The organism is Allorhizobium borbori, from assembly GCF_014196535.1.
In the GTDB taxonomy this organism is placed as follows: domain Bacteria; phylum Pseudomonadota; class Alphaproteobacteria; order Rhizobiales; family Rhizobiaceae; genus Ectorhizobium; species Ectorhizobium borbori.
The window spans coordinates 94,695-112,327 of sequence record NZ_JACIDU010000009.1 but is presented as its reverse complement, the minus strand read 5'-3'; the positions used below and the strand labels follow the sequence as shown (position 1 = coordinate 112,327).

Genomic DNA, 17,633 nt, shown 5'->3' with positions numbered 1-17,633 from the left:
GCCGTCTGAAAAGGCGGTGTCGTTCAACTCGGTTGTTCAGAAATTCAAAGTCCATGTCCGATCATAAAAACGTATCCGCCGCAACGCCTGAGTTCGATACGAGGCAGATCGACCACAACGGGTCTATCCGTGCCGACTATATGACTGCCGAGGAGCTTGGCGCCTGCGCGGCGGCTCTCGCTTCGGGCCAGGTTCCGGCTCTGCCAGGCTTGCAGGCTTTCGAATTCTTCTCGCGCCACCGGGAAAACGAGAAGGAGATCCTCAGGGTCTACCGGATTTCGTCTGCGGATGTCGAAGCCGGTGCAACCATCACGCCGGCCGCCGAATGGCTGCTCGACAACCATTACATCGTCGAGGAAGGTATTCAGGAAGTTCGCCGTGACTTCCCGAAGAAGTTCTTCCGCCAGCTTCCGACCATGAAGGTCGGTGATATGGAATTGCCGCGCACGCTGGTTCTGGCGTGGCTTTACGTTGCCCACACCCACAGCCAGGTGAACACTGAAACCCTCGCCACCATGGTCGAGGGCTTCCAGTCGGTGCAGACGCTGGAAATCGGCGAACTCTGGGCGTTGCCGTCCTTCCTGCGCTTCGTGCTGGTTGAAAACCTGCGCCGCATCGCGCTGCGCGTCGAGCGCTCGCGCGACATGCGCCACCGGGCCAACGATGCCGCCGACGAGGTGATCCGTCTCAATGACGAGAAGGCCTGCCAGAACCTTTTTGCCTCCATCGCGCCGCTTGCGACCGATTCGACCTTTGCCACACAGTTTCATTACCGCCTGCGCAACGGTTCGCAGGCCTCGGACTTCGCCATCAAGTGGCTTGAAGAGCGCCTGAAGGCCATTGGCACCGATGCCGAGACAGTCGCGACCTGGGAACAGAACCGCCTGTCGTCCGGCAACGTGACCATGGGGTCGCTGATCAAGAGCCTGCGCCTCATCAACGATACCGAATGGTCTGTCTGGTTCGAGGATGTCAGCCAGATCGACAAGATCCTGCGCGCGGAAACCGATTACGGCGCGCTCGATTTCGGTTCGCGCAACGCCTATCGCAACCGCATCGAAATGATTGCGCGTCGCTGCGGCAAGAGCGAAGTAGACGTGGCGAAAACCGCCATCCGCCTGACACAGGAGGCGGCTGAAAAGCCCTCTGAGAACGGTCAGGAAGCCAATGTCGGTGCTTTCCTTGCGGGATCGCGCCGCTCCGAGCTTGAGAAGGCCGTCGGCTACAGCCTTCTGCCGGTGCAGCATTTCGTGCGCGCGGTGCGTCGTCTCAACTGGTTCGCGATTGCCGGGCCGGTTGTCTTGCTCACGGTTCTCGCAATGGCGGCTGTCGGCGCGTTTCTCGGCGCGGTCGGTCTGGGCTGGCCGCTCATCATTCTCTTCCTGCTGATGTTCTCGCTGCCAGCTTCGGAAGGTGCGACGGGCCTGTTCAACACGCTCGTCACCTTCTTCGTGCGGCCGGCGCGACTGGTCGGCTTCGAATTCAAGGAAGGCATTCCCGAAGACGCCCGCACGATGGTCGTCGTTCCCTGCCTGATCGGCAATCGCGATCAGGTGGATGAACTCGTCCGCAATCTGGAAGTTCACTACCTTGCCAATCCGCATGGCGCGGTTTCCTTCGCGCTCGTTTCCGACTGGCCGGACTCCAAGGTCGAGGAAAACGATGCCGATACCGAAGTGCTGGATTACGCCAAGCAGGAAATCGCCCGCCTCAACCAGCGTTACAAGGATGTGGGCGAACGCTTCTTCCTGCTGCATCGCCGCCGCCTCTATAACGAGGCCGAAGGCGCCTGGATGGGCTGGGAGCGCAAGCGCGGCAAGCTGCATGAACTGAACCTTCTGCTGCGTGGCGACCGCGATACCAACTTCCTGCCCGGTGCCAACCGCGTTCCGGCCGGCGTGAAATATGTCATGACGCTCGACGCCGATACGCGCCTGATGCGCGAAGCCGTCACCAAGCTCGTCGGCAAGATGCATCACCCGATCAACCGTCCGGTTCATGATCCCAAGACGGGCCGGGTCATTTCCGGCTACGGCGTGCTTCAGCCGCGCGTTACGCCGTCGCTGACCACCGGCCAGGACGCCTCGGTCTTCCAGCGCGTCTTCTCGGTCGGCCGCGGCATCGACCCCTATGTCTTCACGGTTTCCGACGTCTATCAGGACCTGACGGGTGAGGGCTCCTTCACCGGCAAGGGTCTTTACGATGTTGATGCCTTCGAGACGGCGCTCAAGGGCCGCATCGAGGAAAACACCATCCTCAGCCACGACCTGCTCGAAGGTTCGTTCGCCCGCTGCGGCCTCGTGACCGATGTCGAACTGGTCGAAGACTTTCCGACGCGCTACGAGGTGGAAGTGTCGCGCCAGCATCGCTGGGCGCGTGGCGACTGGCAGCTCATTCCCTACATCTTCGATGCAGCCCGCGAAATTACCGCGCTTGGTCGCTGGAAGATGTTTGACAACCTGCGCCGTTCGCTGACCCCGATCGCCTGGGCCTTCGCCTCGGTGCTTGGCTGGTACTTCCTCGATCCGCTCGGCGCGCTCGTCTGGCAGATCATCCTGATCTTCAGCCTGTTTGTCGCTCCGACGATCTCCCTCATCTCCAATATTCTACCGCGTTCCACGGACATCGTGCAGCGGGTGCATTTCAGCACGCTGTGGTCCGATATTCGCGATACCAACGCGCAGGTTGCGCTGCGCATCGTGTTCATCGCCGACAGCGCGTGGATGATGGCGGACGCCATCGTGCGTTCGCTCTATCGCCTGTTCGTCAGCCGCAAGAAGATGCTGGAATGGCGCACCGCCGCCAGCGTCCAGTCCTCGGCGCAGGTCTCAATCGCCGGCTATTACCGCAAGATGTGGCATGCACCGGCCGTTGCCTTCGCCAGCCTTGCCCTTGCCGCTGCCGCTGGCGACAATGCCTTCCTCGTTGGCATTCCCTTCGTGATGCTATGGGTGCTTTCGCCGGCGATTGCCTGGTATGTCAGCCAGTCTGCGGAAACCGAAGACCAGCTCTTCGTTCCCGATGACGTGGCCGTTGGCCTGCGTCGTATCGGTCGCCGCACCTGGCGTTATTTCGACACCTTCGTCACGCCCGAGCAGAACTACCTGCCGCCGGACAACGTGCAGGAATCGCCGCAGTTCGCGGTCGCCACCCGCACCTCGCCCACCAATATCGGCGTCTACCTGCTTTCGACCATTTCCGCCCGCCGCTTTGGCTGGATCGGCTTCCAGGAAACGATCGAGCGGTTGGAAAACACGATCACGACCATCGAAAAGATGGAAAAATATCGTGGCCACCTTATCAACTGGTATCATACCGACACGCTGAAAATGCTTGGCCAGCGCTATGTCTCGACGGTGGACAGCGGCAACCTTGCCGGCCATCTCGTTGCCGTGTCCTCGGCATTGCGTGAATGGGCGGAAGCGCCTTCCGCGCATCTTCAGGCCAATCTCGACGGTCTCGGTGATGTCGCCGGCATTCTTCGCGATGCGCTGAAGGACCTGCCTGACGATCGCAAGAACGTGCGCCCGCTGCGCCGCCGTCTGGAAGAACGCATTACCGGCTTCACCACGGCGCTCGCTTCGGTGAAGCGTGAACACGAGTTCGCGTCGATCCGCATCATCAACCTTGCGGTTCTTGCCCGCGATCTCGACAAGCTTGCGGCCAACCTGCACCACGAGGTGAAGTCGGCCGCTTCGGAAGAAGTGACGAAGTGGACGCAGACGCTGGTGAAAACCTGCGAAGGCCATGTGGCCGACAGCGTGTTCGACATTTCCAACATCGAGCCGCTGCGTGCCCAGCTTGCCTCGCTGCGCGACCGCGCCCGCGATCTTGCCTTCTCGATGGATTTCTCCTTCCTGTTCCGCAAGGAGCGCCGTCTGCTGTCCATCGGTTTCCGGGTCGACAGCAAGGAGCTGGACGAGGCCTGCTACGACCTTCTGGCTTCGGAAGCGCGCCTTACTTCACTCTTTGCCATCGCCAAGGGCGATATTCCGACCGAACACTGGTACAAGCTCGGCCGTCAGGTGGTGCCGATTGGCACGCGTGGCGCGCTGATCTCCTGGTCGGGTTCGATGTTCGAATATCTGATGCCGCCGCTTGTCATGCAGGAGCGTCAGGGCGGTATTCTGAACCAGACCAACAACCTGATCGTCAAGGAGCAGATCAACCACGGCCGCCGTCTCGGCATTGCTGCCTGGGGCATCTCGGAAGCGGCCTTCAATGCCCGCGACCATAACCTGAACTACCAGTACACCAACTTCGGCGTGCCGACCCTTGGTCTCAAGCGGGGCCTTGGTCAGAACGCGGTGATCGCGCCTTATGCGTCGATCCTGGCTGCCCAGTACGATCCGATCTCAGCCTATGAGAACCTCAAGGTGCTGGAATCGCTCGGCGCCGTCGGTCTCTACGGTTATCACGATGCCGTGGACTTCACGCCGACCCGCGTGCCGGACGGCAAGACCTGCGCCGTGGTCTACAACTACTATGCCCACCATCACGGCATGTCCGTCGCCGCTGTCGCCAACGTCTGCTTCAACGGCTGGCTGCGCGAACTCTTCCATGCCGATCCGGTGGTGGAAGCCGCTGAACTGCTGCTGCAGGAAAAGGCGCCGCGCGAAGTGCCGGTGATGAACGCCCGCGGCGAGGAAACACCTGGCGGCAAGGGCGGCGGCGAGCAGCTTCTGCGCGCCGAGTTCCGCAACATTGCCGATCCGCAGACCAAGGACCGCGAACTGGTCTTCCTGTCGAATGGCCATTACAATGTCATGCTCACGGCGACCGGCTCGGGTTATTCGCGCTGGAACGGTCAGAGCGTCACCCGCTGGAAGCCCGATCCGACCGAAGATCGCTGGGGCACCTTCATCTTCCTGCGCGATACTGCGTCGGGCGACTGGTGGTCGGCGACTGCCGAACCGCGCCGCATTGCCGGCGAGAGCAACAAGGTTCTGTTCTCCGACGACAAGGCCGAGTTCCACAAGACGGTCGGCGAGATCCAGAGCACCGTCGAATGCATCGTGGCCAACGAGTTCGATGCCGAAGGTCGCCGCATCACGCTGATCAACACTGGCACCGAGGATCGTTTCATCGAAGTGACGTCCTACATGGAGCCGGTCATTTCGAACGACAACGATGACAACGCCCATCCGCTGTTCTCGCGCATGTTCGTCAAGACGGAGATCGGCCGTCGTGGCGATGTGATCCGCGCCTGGCGCAACAAACGTAACCACAACGAACCGGATATGTGGGTGGCGCATCTGGCCGCCGATAATTCCGGCGAACGTCCGACCGAGTTCGAAACCGACCGCCGCCGCTTCGTCGGCCGTGGCCGTACGCTGGGTGAGGCGGCGGCCTTCGATGCGGGCGCAACGCTTTCGGGCGTCGATGGCTTCACGCTCGACCCGGTTCTGGTGCTGCGTCGCGTCGTGCGTGTTCCCGCCGGCAAGAAGGTTCAGGCCGTGTTCTGGACCATTGCCGCGCCGAACCGTCAGGATATCGACAAGGCTATCGAGCGCTACCGTCACTCGGAAGCTTTCGGGCAGGAGCTCATTCACGCCTGGACGCGGACGCAGGTGCAGTTGCGCCATGTGGGCGTGACCTCGCAGCAGGCCGTTGCCTACCAGCATCTCGGCCGCTACCTCACCTATCCGGATATGCACCTCAGGGCCGATGCCGGGACGGTGGAAGCCGGCCTCAAGTCGCAGTCCTCGCTCTGGGGCCTGTCGATTTCGGGCGACTTCCCGATCTTCACGCTGCGCGTCAATGACGACCTTGATTACGATGTGGTCAAGGAAGCGTTGTCGGCGCAGGAATATCTGCGCTCGCGCGGTGTCGTCAGCGATCTGGTGATCCTCAACGAAAAGCCGGCCTCTTACGCGCAGGACATGCAGCATGCGCTGGAAGCGCTGGTGGAAAACGCCATCCGCTTTGCCCAGCAGTCGGGTGACGGTCGCCCGAACGTCTTCACCGCCCGCAAGGACGTGATGGACGAAGCGACGTGGAGCGCACTGCTTGCCATTTCCCGCGTCGTTCTGCACGCCCGCAACGGCAAGATCATGGACCAGGTCAACCGCGCCGTTCAGCTTTTTGCGCCGAACAATGCGGCCAGCACCGCGCGCGTCAAGGACGAGCAGGAGGCCGTCGCCGTCCTGCCGCCGCCGCCCGCACCGTTCCCGAACGAACGTGCTGTCGAAGACAAGGGCGATCTCGACTTCTGGAACGGCTTCGGCGGCTTCACGCCGGATGGTTCTGAATATGTCGTGCGCCTTTATGGTGGCCAGTCGACGCCGCAGCCGTGGATCAACGTCATCTCGAACTACGAGTTCGGCTTCCACGTTGCAGCCGAGGGCGGCGCCTTCACCTGGAGCCGCAACAGCCGCGACTACCAGCTCACCCAGTGGACGAACGATTCCGTGACCAACCGTCCCGGTGAGGCGTTCCATGTGGCCGATCTCGGTTCCGGCGCAGTCTACACGCCGTTCGCAGCCCTTTCCAACGATCCGGAGGCGCTCTACGAGGCGCGTCACGGCATGGGCTACAGCCGCTTCCTGTCGAAGCGTGACGGGTTGGCACTGGAGCTTACCCAGACGGTCGACCGCGAACGTCCGGTCAAGGTTTCGCGCCTGACCTTGACCAACGAAGGCTCGGAAACCAGGACCTTCCGCGTCTATGGTTCGGTCGAGTGGATGCTCGGCAACAACCGGGCGAAGACGGCTCCGTTCATTCTGAGTTCGAGGGAAGAGGGGGCTTCGACCATCGTCGCCACCAACCCCTACAGCCTTGCCTATAGTGGCCGCTTCTCCTTCTTCAGCGCCAGCGAACCGCTTGCCGGCCTGACGACGAGCCGCCGCGAATTCATCGGTCGTAACGGCAATATTCGCCTGCCGCAGGCGGTGGCTGCCAATTCCGCGCTTTCGGGCCAGATCGAGAGCGACGGCGATCCGTGTGCCGTGCTGGCCGTGGATGTGACGTTGACGCCCGGCGAGACGAAGGAAGTCCGCTTCCTGCTCGGCGATACCGATTCGGCTGACAAGGCTCGGGCGCTGGCCGATGAAGCCCGTGCAGAGAACTTCGAAACCCTGCTCGACAGGCAGAAGGCTTTCTGGGGCGATTTCACCGGCCGCATCAAGGTGGAGACGCCGGACAAGGCGTTCAACCATCTCGTCAACCGCTGGCTGCCCTATCAGGCACTCGGCTGCCGCATCATGGCGCGTGCCGCCTTCTACCAGGCCTCGGGTGCCTACGGCTTCCGCGACCAGTTGCAGGATACGCTCAACCTCATCCTGCAGGAGCCGTCGCTGGCCCGTGCGCAGATTCTGAATGCTGCCTCGCGGCAGTTCAAGGAAGGCGACGTGCTGCACTGGTGGCTGCCGGATACCGGTGCCGGCGTCCGCACACTCATCTCGGATGACGTGGTGTGGCTGGCGCATGCGGTTCACCGCTATGTCAGCACCACCGGCGACAAGGCGGTGCTCGAAGAGAAGCTGCCCTTCCTCATGGGCGAGGCATTGAAGCAGGGTCAGCACGACTCGTTCTTCAAGCCTGACGAGAGCGACGATATCGGCAGCCTTTACGAACATGCCGCCCGCGCACTCGATCTGGCGATTGCCCGCACCGGCGATAACGGCCTCCCGCTCATTCTCGGGGGCGACTGGAACGACGGCATGAACCGCGTCGGCATCGAGGGCAAGGGAACGAGCGTGTGGCTCGGGTGGTTCCTGGCTGCTGCGCTCCGCGATTTCCTGCCCTATGCGGAAGAACGCGGCGATGCCGCCCGCAAGGAACGCTGGGCTTCGCACCTCGCCTCGCTCAAGACCGCGCTGGAAACGGCCGGTTGGGATGGTGCCTACTACCGTCGCGGCACGTTCGACAATGGCGCGCCGCTCGGCTCAACGCTCTCCGACGAATGCCAGATCGATTCGCTCGGCCAGTCGTGGAGTGTACTGTCGGGCATGGGCGATCCGGCCCGTTCGGAACAGGCCATGGATGCGGTGATGAACCAGCTTGTCGATAGCGACGAGAACATCATTCGCCTGTTCACGCCGCCCTTTGCCGAAACCCGCAAGGACCCCGGTTATATCCGCGCCTATCCTCCGGGTGTGCGCGAGAACGGCGGGCAATATACCCATGCCGCCATCTGGGTCGTGCTGGCGCTTGCCAAGCTTGGCCGTGCCGAAGATGCATGGCGCTGCTTCTCGATGCTCAACCCGGTCAACCACGCGCTGGACAAGGATGCGGCCGAGAAATACCGCGTCGAGCCCTATGTGGTTGCCGCCGATGTTTACGGCGAAGATTACAAGGCGGGTCGCGGTGGCTGGACCTGGTACACGGGCTCCGCCGGCTGGCTCTACCGCACGGCCATCGAGGGCATTCTGGGTATCGCCCGTACTCCGGATGGCATTGATGTCGCTCCGGCGTTGCCAGCGGCCTGGGACGGCTACTCCGCCGAGATCGCCATTGATGGGCGCACCCACAAGATCACGGTCAGCCGCGCGGGCGACAAGCCGGTCGTGACTATTGACGGCGAGGTGGTGAAGGCCGACGCCTGAGTGACGTGATATCCTGATCATGAAGGAGGCCGGGCGTGAAAGCGCCCGGCCTTTTGCATGGGCTGGTGCCACCTTGATCCGGGGGCGAAACCCGCCTAGAGCTTGGTTCGGACCTCAGCATGGCGAACGGTCTGCATATCAATCGCAGGTTCAGGCCGCATGACGGACAGCGCCGATTTCATGGCCAGACGCAGACAGGTGCTCGACGCGCCAGGCGTTGTCGTGGCCTTTCACATGCGCAACTGGAAACGTGATTTTCTTAGCCATTTCTTTCCGCACAAGCATTTCCACTTTGCCGATTTCCACTTGAACGAGCGGGGTTTCCGCAGGCATGTGCTGCCGGCGCTTGCATCGCGCGAAAAGCCGCTGGTCTTCGTCTGGAGCCAAAATTTGCCGGATTTCGCCGAACGGGCTATCCGTGACCTTGGACTCGACGTCTATTTCATCGAGGATGGCTTCGTCCGCTCCATGGCAGGCCATGCCAGCCGGTCAGCTCCGTTTTCCCTGACGCTTGACCGGCAACGCGCCTATTTCGACTGCCGGGGGCCGAGCGACCTCGAGGATTTGCTGAACACCTATGATTTCAATGCGGACCCGGCACTTCTGGCACGGGCGCGGCAGGCCATCAGCGCGGTGCTGGCGGGGCGGCTGACGAAATACAACGCTCCGGATGTGCCGGCGGGGACACCATCTTCGGGCAATGGTTCCGCGCAACGGCGCATTCTCGTGGTGGGGCAGGTGGAAGAGGATGCCTCCATTCGCTTCGGCTGCGACCGTCCCGTAACCAACAACGATCTTGTGCGTCTGGCCGCCCGTGAAAACCCGGAGGCTGAGATCCTCTACAAACCCCATCCCGACGTATTGAACGGGGTACGGCGTCATCTCTCCGATCCGGCGGAGGTGGCGCATCTGTGCACCATTCTCAAGGGCCCGGTGTCGCTGCCGGATGCGCTGGAAATAGCAGATCATGTCTACACCATTACCTCGCTCTCGGGCTTCGAGGCGCTGATGCGCGGCAAACCGGTCACGGTGATAGGCGCACCCTTCTATGCCGGCTGGGGGCTGACGGATGACCGGCAGCCGATGCAGCGGCGGGGGAGGCCGCTCAGTGTCGAGGCAGTCTTTGCCGCCGCCTATCTTCTCTATCCGCTTTATTTCGATCCCGACACGGGCAAGGCGACCACGCTCGAGGCTGTGCTGGAACGGGTAGCTTCCCGCCGGCCCGTGACCGCCACCTTCCGCCCGGCGCGGGCCGAATGGCGCCCCTTCGGCCCCTATGGCCTTCTGGGCTGGCGTCATCTGCTGACGCCGCTTCTTTCGCCGATCATCGCTCGGGTGGGTGAACGGGAGGATGCCGAACTTTACCGATCAAACCCCGCCCGCTTCTTCCGGGACAAGGATGACCGGCGTTTTCGCCTCATCGGGCGGCTGCTCTATCCCTGGTAAGGATCACTGGGGCTGCTTGGCCCGGGCTCGCGCATCGTCTTCCTCGATGGAAATGCCGCTTTCGCGCAGAAGCGCAGAGAAGCGCCCGCCGGCATGGCTCAGTTCATCATAGGTGCCGGTTTCGAGGATGTGGCCATGTTCAAGGAAGATCACCCGGTCGGCGTCACGAATGGTCGAGAGGCGGTGAGCGATGATGAAGGTGGTGCGGCCCTTGCGCAGCCGGTCGATCGCTTCCTTCACCTTGGCTTCGGTTTCCACGTCGAGTGCGCTGGTCGCCTCGTCAAGGATCAGGATGGGCGCATCCTTGAGGATGGCGCGGGCGATGGCGATGCGCTGGCGCTCGCCGCCCGAGAGGCGGTTACCGCGTTCGCCGACGCGGGTATCGTAGTGTTCGACGCGGCTCTCGATGAAGTCACGGGCTGCGGCGGCTTCTGCGGCGCGGTGCACGTCGTCATCGGTGGCGTTTTCGCGCCCGAGCCGGATGTTCTCCGCAATCGAGCGGTCGAGCAGGCCTGAATCCTGGAACACGGTGGCGATGGCCCGGCGCAGCGATTGCCGCGTAACCGTGGCGATGTCGGTGCCATCGATGAGGATGGCGCCCTCCTGCGGTTCGTGAACGCGCTGGAGAAGGTTGACGAGGGTGGTCTTGCCGGCGCCGGTCGGGCCGACAATGGCAAGTGTCTGGCCGGCGTCGACCGTGAAGGAGACGTTGTGGATGCCCTGCGTCGTCTTGGCAAAATCGAAGGACACGTTGCGGAACTCGATATTGCCCTTCACATTCTTCAGTTCGGCGGCGTCGGTATTGTCCTCACGCTCACGCACGGCGTCTTCCAGCTTGTAGAAGTCCTCCAGCTTGGCGCGGGCCTCGAAGATCTGGTTGGTGAACTGTAGCAACAGATCGAGGCGGCCGATGAGCAGCGTTGCAAAGCCGGTAAAGGCGATGACATCACCGACCTTCATCTCGCCCTTCTGGACGAGCACCGTGCCGATGACGAGGATGATCATCATCGAGATGGTGGAGGCCATGCGGTTGAGCGCGCTGGCCAGCGCCCACCAGTCGAGAACCGGATATTGCGCCGAGAGAAGCTTGCGCGTGAATTCCTTCAAGGCGCGTGTTTCGGCCTCGATGCGGTTGTAGCTGTGAATGACCGAAACGTTGCTGATGCAATCGCTGATATGGGAAAAGACGCGATGGTAGTGGCCTTCCACGGAGGCCTGGCCATCTTTGGTCTTGCTCATGACCAGCTTGCCGATCAGCAGATAGAGCACGCCGAGGCCAAGAAGCACCATGGTAAGCCGCACATCCATGGACAGCGCGGTCGGGATCAACAAAGCCAAGGCCACGGCGGTCGCCAGATGCGAGCGCATGAATTCCAGCCATAAGCCGAACAGCGAATCGGAGGCGCGCAGCAGCGTGTGGAGCGCATTCGACGTGCCCCGGCGGTTATGCCAGGACAGCGGCATGGAGACGATGCGCTCGAAGGCTTCCGTGAGCAGCGATGCACGCCGGCCATGGGCAAGGCGGTCTGCTTCGCGAGCCACCAGCACGAAGGCGATGGTGTTGAAGACGGCGAAGCCGGCCCACATCATCAGAACGGGCTTTACGTCCCCCTTGCTGGAAATGGCCTCGATGATCTTGCCGAACAGAATGGGTTCCGCGATGGTGATGACGGCCAGCACCGCATTGGCGACGACGACCATCGAAACACGAAGACGATTGGCTCCGAGATACTTCAGCGCGCGGAGATAGACCTGCAACAGTGACAAATGGGAAACCTCGACAAAGCCGGACACCGCAATTTCCAGACCGCGGCTGTTCCGTCACCCGACGCTTGGGTAGCATGCGAACTGCGAGAACCATAATTCACTTTTGATCACGGGAACACAGTTTTGTTATGGCCGATACATGCCTCTCCGCGTGCTGTTGCGCAATCGGGCAACGTTATTTTTTGCAGGTCAATAATCGTTTTGCGCGTAGCGGGTTAATTGTCTAAGCTTATGGTTATTGATAGGTTGATTTTCATGTTCGGGGCAGTTCGTGCTTCCTCCCCACTGAGGGCGATCATTCGCTCCGGATCGGCAATGAGTGATCGGAGGCATCGTGCAATCAGATAGCATCATCCAGTTCCTAATGGCCGTTGATGAGTGCGATTCGCTCGAGCGACTCATGGACGCTTTCACCGGAATTCTCGATGATGAGGGCTACGGCCACTACGCGGTTCTGCGCATTCCCATGGTCAGCGAAACCTCCGTTTTCCGCATCCTGCATCACCAACTTCCGGAAAACTGGGTCGATTTCTACATGTCGCGCGGGTATCATCTCATCGATCCCGTTTTGCGACACCTCTCGGCGGCGCAGGGCTACTATCGCTTCGCGGACGCCTATGGCGCGTTCGAGAAAGATACCCATCGGCGTGGCATCGAGCGACTGGCTGCCGATCGTATGCGTTTCGGGATCGAGGACGGTTATCTCTTTCCGATCTACGGACGTCTTGGCCTGATGGGGGCCATTGCAGTGGCCGGGCGACGCAGCGATATCGCCCCGATGGAGCTTCGTCTGATGAATGCTGCGGTCAACCACCTCTTCTGGCGTATCGTCAATCTGGGTGACGGGGTCATTCCGACCAGCCTGCCACCATCCGATCAGCCGGTTTCCATGACGCGGCGCGAAAAGGAAGTCATTGCCCTTCTGGCCGAGGGGCTGACATCGAACGAAATCGCCCGCGAACTCTCCATCTCCAACCATACGGTTGACTGGTACGTCAACGGCTTGCAGGACAAGCTGGAGGCCCGCAATCGCCAGCACGCGATCTCTCTCGCCTTCCGTCGCGGGCTTCTGGTCTGACCACCCAGTGCACGCCTACCCAGAATCCCGTTCGGCGGCGCAAAATAGTTCTAAGGTGAAATTGCGCATCATCAGGTGAGTCGCTAACATCCGCGTGAACCGGGTGAGGAGTGCTTGGGAGGCCGTCTGACGGCCATTGCCCGGTTGCAATTGAACGCGGTGCATTTGAACATGGTTCGTCCGGTTCCCGGCGTGAGCAGGGTCGGCGAGAGGCGTTTCGGCGTGCTGGAAAACGCACGACCTGGAGGAGATTTCGACTTGCGGATCAAAAAGATACTCGTTGCCAACCGATCTGAGATCGCTATCCGTGTGTTCCGGGCAGCCAATGAATTGGGGATCGCAACCGTCGCCGTATGGGCCGAGGAGGACAAGCTGTCGCTCCACCGCTTCAAGGCCGACGAAAGCTACCGGATCGGGCGGGGCCCGCATCTTTCGAAAGACATGGGGCCGATCGAGAGTTACCTGTCTATCGAGGAAATCATTCGCGTCGCAAAACTCTCCGGTGCAGATGCCATCCATCCCGGTTACGGCCTCCTCTCCGAAAGTCCTGAATTCGTAGAGGCCTGCAACGATGCAGGTATCATTTTCATCGGTCCGAAGGCCGAAACCATGCGCCGGCTTGGCAACAAGGTGGCTGCCCGCAACCTGGCAATGTCGGTGAACGTGCCGGTGGTTCCGGCCACCGAACCGCTGCCGGACGATCCGGCGGAAGTCGCACGCATGGCCGAGGAGATCGGTTATCCGGTGATGCTCAAGGCCTCCTGGGGCGGTGGCGGTCGCGGCATGCGCGTCATTCGTTCCGCCGACGACCTGATGCGCGAGGTGACGGAAGCCAAGCGCGAGGCCAAGGCTGCCTTCGGCAAGGACGAGGTCTATCTGGAAAAGCTCGTCGAGCGTGCCCGCCACGTCGAAAGCCAGATTCTCGGCGACACGCACGGCAATGCCGTTCATCTCTTCGAGCGTGACTGCTCCATCCAGCGTCGTAACCAGAAGGTCGTGGAGCGTGCCCCGGCCCCCTATCTTTCCGAGGCCCAGCGTCAGGAACTGGCGGATTATTCGCTGAAGATCGCGAAGGCGACGAATTACATCGGTGCCGGCACGGTCGAGTATCTGATGGACGCCGATACCGGCAAATTCTACTTCATCGAAGTGAACCCGCGCATTCAGGTGGAGCATACCGTGACCGAAACGGTCACGGGTATCGATATCGTCAAGGCGCAGATTCACGTTCTTGAAGGCTATGCCATCGGCACACCCGAATCCGGCGTGCCGCCGCAGGAAGCGATCCGGCTGAACGGCCATGCCATGCAGTGCCGCATCACCACTGAAGATCCGGAACACAACTTCATTCCGGACTACGGTCGCATCACCGCCTACCGTTCGGCGGCGGGTTTCGGCATCCGTCTCGATGGCGGTACCGCTTATGCAGGCGCCATCATCACCCGCTTCTATGATCCGCTGCTGGTGAAGGTCACGGCCTGGGCGCCGACCGCCGATCAGGCGATCAGCCGCATGGATCGCGCGTTGCGCGAATTCCGTATCCGTGGCGTCGCCACCAACCTGACCTTCCTCGAAGCGATCATCACGCATCCGAAGTTCAAGGATAACACCTACACCACGCGTTTCATCGACTCGACGCCGGAGCTTTTCCAGCAGGTGAAGCGTCAGGACCGCGCGACCAAGCTTCTGACCTATCTCGCCGATGTGACGGTAAACGGTCATCCGGAGACGCGTGGCCGCGCCAGGCCTTCGGCCGATGCCGCTGCGCCGGTCGTGCCCGGCATCGATGCACCGATCCTCGACGGTACGAAACAGAAGCTCGATGCGCTCGGCCCGAAGGGGTTCGCCGAGTGGATGCGCAATGAAAAGCGTGTTCTGCTGACCGACACGACCATGCGTGACGGTCATCAGTCGCTGCTCGCCACGCGCATGCGCACCTATGACATCGCCTCGGTCGCCGGCACCTATGCCAAGGCTCTGCCGGGCCTGTTCTCGCTGGAATGCTGGGGCGGCGCGACTTTCGACGTGTCCATGCGCTTCCTGACGGAAGACCCGTGGGAGCGTCTGGCGCTGATCCGTGAAAGCGCGCCAAATATCCTGTTGCAGATGCTTCTGCGCGGGGCGAACGGCGTTGGCTACAAGAACTATCCCGACAATGTCGTGAAGTATTTCGTGCGTCAGGCCGCGCGCGGCGGCATCGATCTGTTCCGCGTGTTCGACTGCCTTAACTGGGTCGACAACATGCGTGTGTCGATGGACGCCATCCTTGAAGAGAACAAGCTTTGCGAGGCGGCGATCTGCTACACCGGCGATATTCTCGATCCGGAACGGGCCAAGTACAGCCTGAAATATTACACCGATCTGGCGGTCGAACTGGAGAAGGCCGGCGCCAACATCATCGCCGTCAAGGACATGGCGGGCCTTCTGAAGCCCGGCGCGGCCAAGGTCCTGTTCAAGGCGTTGCGCGAGGCGACCGGCCTGCCGATCCACTTCCATACACATGATACGTCCGGCGTTTCTGCGGCCAGCGTGCTGGCAGCGGTCGATGCGGGCGTCGATGCCGTCGATGCTGCCATGGACGCCTTCTCCGGCGGCACGTCGCAGCCCTGCCTCGGCTCCATCGTCGAAGCGCTCAAGGGCACCGAACGCGACAGCGGTCTGGACGCCGCCTGGATTCGCCGCCTGTCCTTCTATTGGGAAGCGGTGCGCAACCAGTATGCGGCCTTCGAAAGCGATCTCAAGGGACCGGCCTCGGAAGTCTATCTTCATGAAATGCCGGGTGGCCAGTTCACCAACCTCAAGGAACAGGCTCGTTCGCTCGGTCTTGAATCCCGCTGGCATGAAGTGGCGCAAGCCTATGCCGACGCGAACAAGATGTTCGGCGATATCGTCAAGGTCACGCCGTCCTCCAAGGTGGTGGGCGACATGGCGCTGATGATGGTCAGCCAGGATCTGACGGTTGCGGATGTCGAGAACCCGGACAAGGATGTGTCCTTCCCGGAATCGGCGATTTCCATGCTCAAGGGCGATCTCGGTCAGCCTCCGGGCGGCTGGCCGGCCGCGCTGCAGAAGAAGGCGCTGAAGGGTGACACGCCCTATACGGTGGTGCCGGGTTCGCTGCTGCCGGAAGCTGATCTCGACGCCGAGCGCAAGACGATCGAAACCAAGCTCGATCGTGCCATCAACGACTACGAGTTTGCCTCCTACCTGATGTATCCGAAGGTCTTCACCGACTTCGCTCTGGCCAGCCAGACCTATGGTCCGGTTTCGGTTCTGCCGACGCCCGCCTATTTCTACGGTCTGGAAAACGGCGAGGAAGTTTCGGCGCAGATCGAAAAGGGCAAGGATCTCGTTGTCGTGCTGCTGGCGACCTCCGATCCCGACGAGCAGGGTCTGGTCAAGGTGTTCTTCGAGCTGAACGGCCAGCCGCGCCTCATCAAGGTGCCGGATCGCTCACTGGCTGCTTCCGCCAAGGCACGCCGCAAGGCCGAAGCTGGCAATGGCGCGCATCTCGGCGCGCCGATGCCGGGCGTCATCTCCACCGTCTTCGTGAATGTCGGCCAGGAAGTGAAGGCGGGTGATGTGCTCGTTTCCATCGAAGCGATGAAGATGGAAACGGCGCTGCACGCCGAACGGGATGCGACGATTGCCGAAGTGCTGGTGAAGCCGGGCGATCAGATCGACGCCAAGGACCTGCTGATCGTATACGGCGGTTAACAGCCAACCGCATCAACGCAGACAAGCGAATGGTTGAGGCTCAGCTTTGCTGGGCCTTTTCCTTTTTCCAGGCGCGCCGTTCGGAGAGAACGATGATGAGGCCGGCCGACGCGATCATCAGCGCACCGATGACGACGTTCGTCGTGGGCGTGTCACCCCAGATAACGTAGCCGAGCAGGAAGGCCCAGACGAGGGCGGAATATTCGAAAGGGGCGAGCACGGAGACCGGCGCGCGACGGATACTTTCGAACAGGGCATATTGGGCCAGCCCGCCGAACACCGCGGTGCCGAGCAGCAGCCCCATTTGCGACCAGCTCGGTGTCGTCCAGAAGAAGGCGGTGGCGGCAGTCATCGCGATCACGAACATGGCGTTGGTAATGGTCATCTGCACAATGGTCTTTTCCGCCATGGCCGTTCTGCGCAGATAGATGGTGGCGCTGGCCCAGAGCACGGCGGCGGTCAGCGCGAGCAGGGCCGCGCCACTCACCTCAAGCCGGGTGATGCCGGAGGCGGCTGCAACGCCCGCAAAGCCGGTGAGGATGGCGATCCAGCGAATGGGCGGCACGGTTTCTTTGAGTATCGGTACGGCGAGCAAGGTAGCGGCGATGGGGGCTGCATAATAAAGCGTCATCAATTGTCCGAGCGGCAGATAACGTGCCGCCGAATAATAGCAGAGCCAGGCGCCGAGCAGCAAAAAGGAGCGCAGTACCATCGGCTTCATGACCGGTGAGGCGATGGTGCGGGCAATGTGGGCGCGACCGCCACCGATCAGGATACAGCCGATGAGAATGGCAAGGGACCGGGTGAAGAGGACCTCGAAAACGGGAATATCGCCTTCCACCAGAAGCTTCACCGCTGCATCGTGAAAATTGAACAGCGCATAGCTGACGCAGGAAAATGCGATGCCGGCTGGAATGGTGCTTTTTGTGGATGGAGACATGAGCGGCCTGCGAAGCGCCGCAGAGGGGACGACCAGAGCGCGGCCACCATGCATCTGTCATTTGTCAGGATATGTCAATTGTAAGGGAAATTGACTGTTCACAGCGCTAAAACCATGCATAAGTCTCGACCGGAAACGT

General features: G+C 61.5%; 6 protein-coding genes. 4 read left to right on the top strand and 2 right to left on the bottom strand.

The window, feature by feature from the left end; genetic code table 11:
• Positions 1-53 precede the first annotated feature (53 nt).
• Positions 54-8,546 (top strand): glycoside hydrolase family 94 protein, encoded by an 8,493-nt coding sequence (locus tag GGQ66_RS12475; protein ID WP_183792970.1) that lies wholly within the window; start codon positions 54-56, stop codon positions 8,544-8,546.
• A 180-nt stretch (positions 8,547-8,726) separates the two neighbouring features.
• On the top strand, positions 8,727-9,992 hold the full coding sequence (locus GGQ66_RS12470) for a capsular polysaccharide export protein, LipB/KpsS family (protein WP_183792968.1): 1,266 nt from the start codon (positions 8,727-8,729) through the stop codon (positions 9,990-9,992).
• A 3-nt stretch (positions 9,993-9,995) separates the two neighbouring features.
• Here GGQ66_RS12470 and GGQ66_RS12465 read toward each other — a convergent pair whose 3' ends face one another.
• Positions 9,996-11,759, bottom strand: a complete 1,764-nt coding sequence (locus GGQ66_RS12465; protein WP_183793138.1) for a glucan ABC transporter ATP-binding protein/ permease — start codon at positions 11,757-11,759, stop codon at positions 9,996-9,998.
• A 334-nt stretch (positions 11,760-12,093) separates the two neighbouring features.
• Between GGQ66_RS12465 and GGQ66_RS12460 the strand changes: the two genes are divergently transcribed.
• Entirely contained in the window at positions 12,094-12,837 is a 744-nt protein-coding gene (locus GGQ66_RS12460; RefSeq protein ID WP_183792967.1) for a LuxR family transcriptional regulator, read from the top strand.
• Positions 12,838-13,095: 258 nt separating this feature from the next.
• Positions 13,096-16,554, top strand: coding sequence for a pyruvate carboxylase (pyc, locus tag GGQ66_RS12455; protein ID WP_183792965.1), 3,459 nt, complete (start codon positions 13,096-13,098; stop codon positions 16,552-16,554).
• Positions 16,555-16,594: 40 nt separating this feature from the next.
• Here pyc and GGQ66_RS12450 read toward each other — a convergent pair whose 3' ends face one another.
• The gene (locus GGQ66_RS12450) at positions 16,595-17,494 is read right to left on the bottom strand and encodes a DMT family transporter (protein WP_183792962.1); all 900 of its coding nucleotides are present in this window, start codon (positions 17,492-17,494) and stop codon (positions 16,595-16,597) included.
• Positions 17,495-17,633 lie beyond the last annotated feature (139 nt).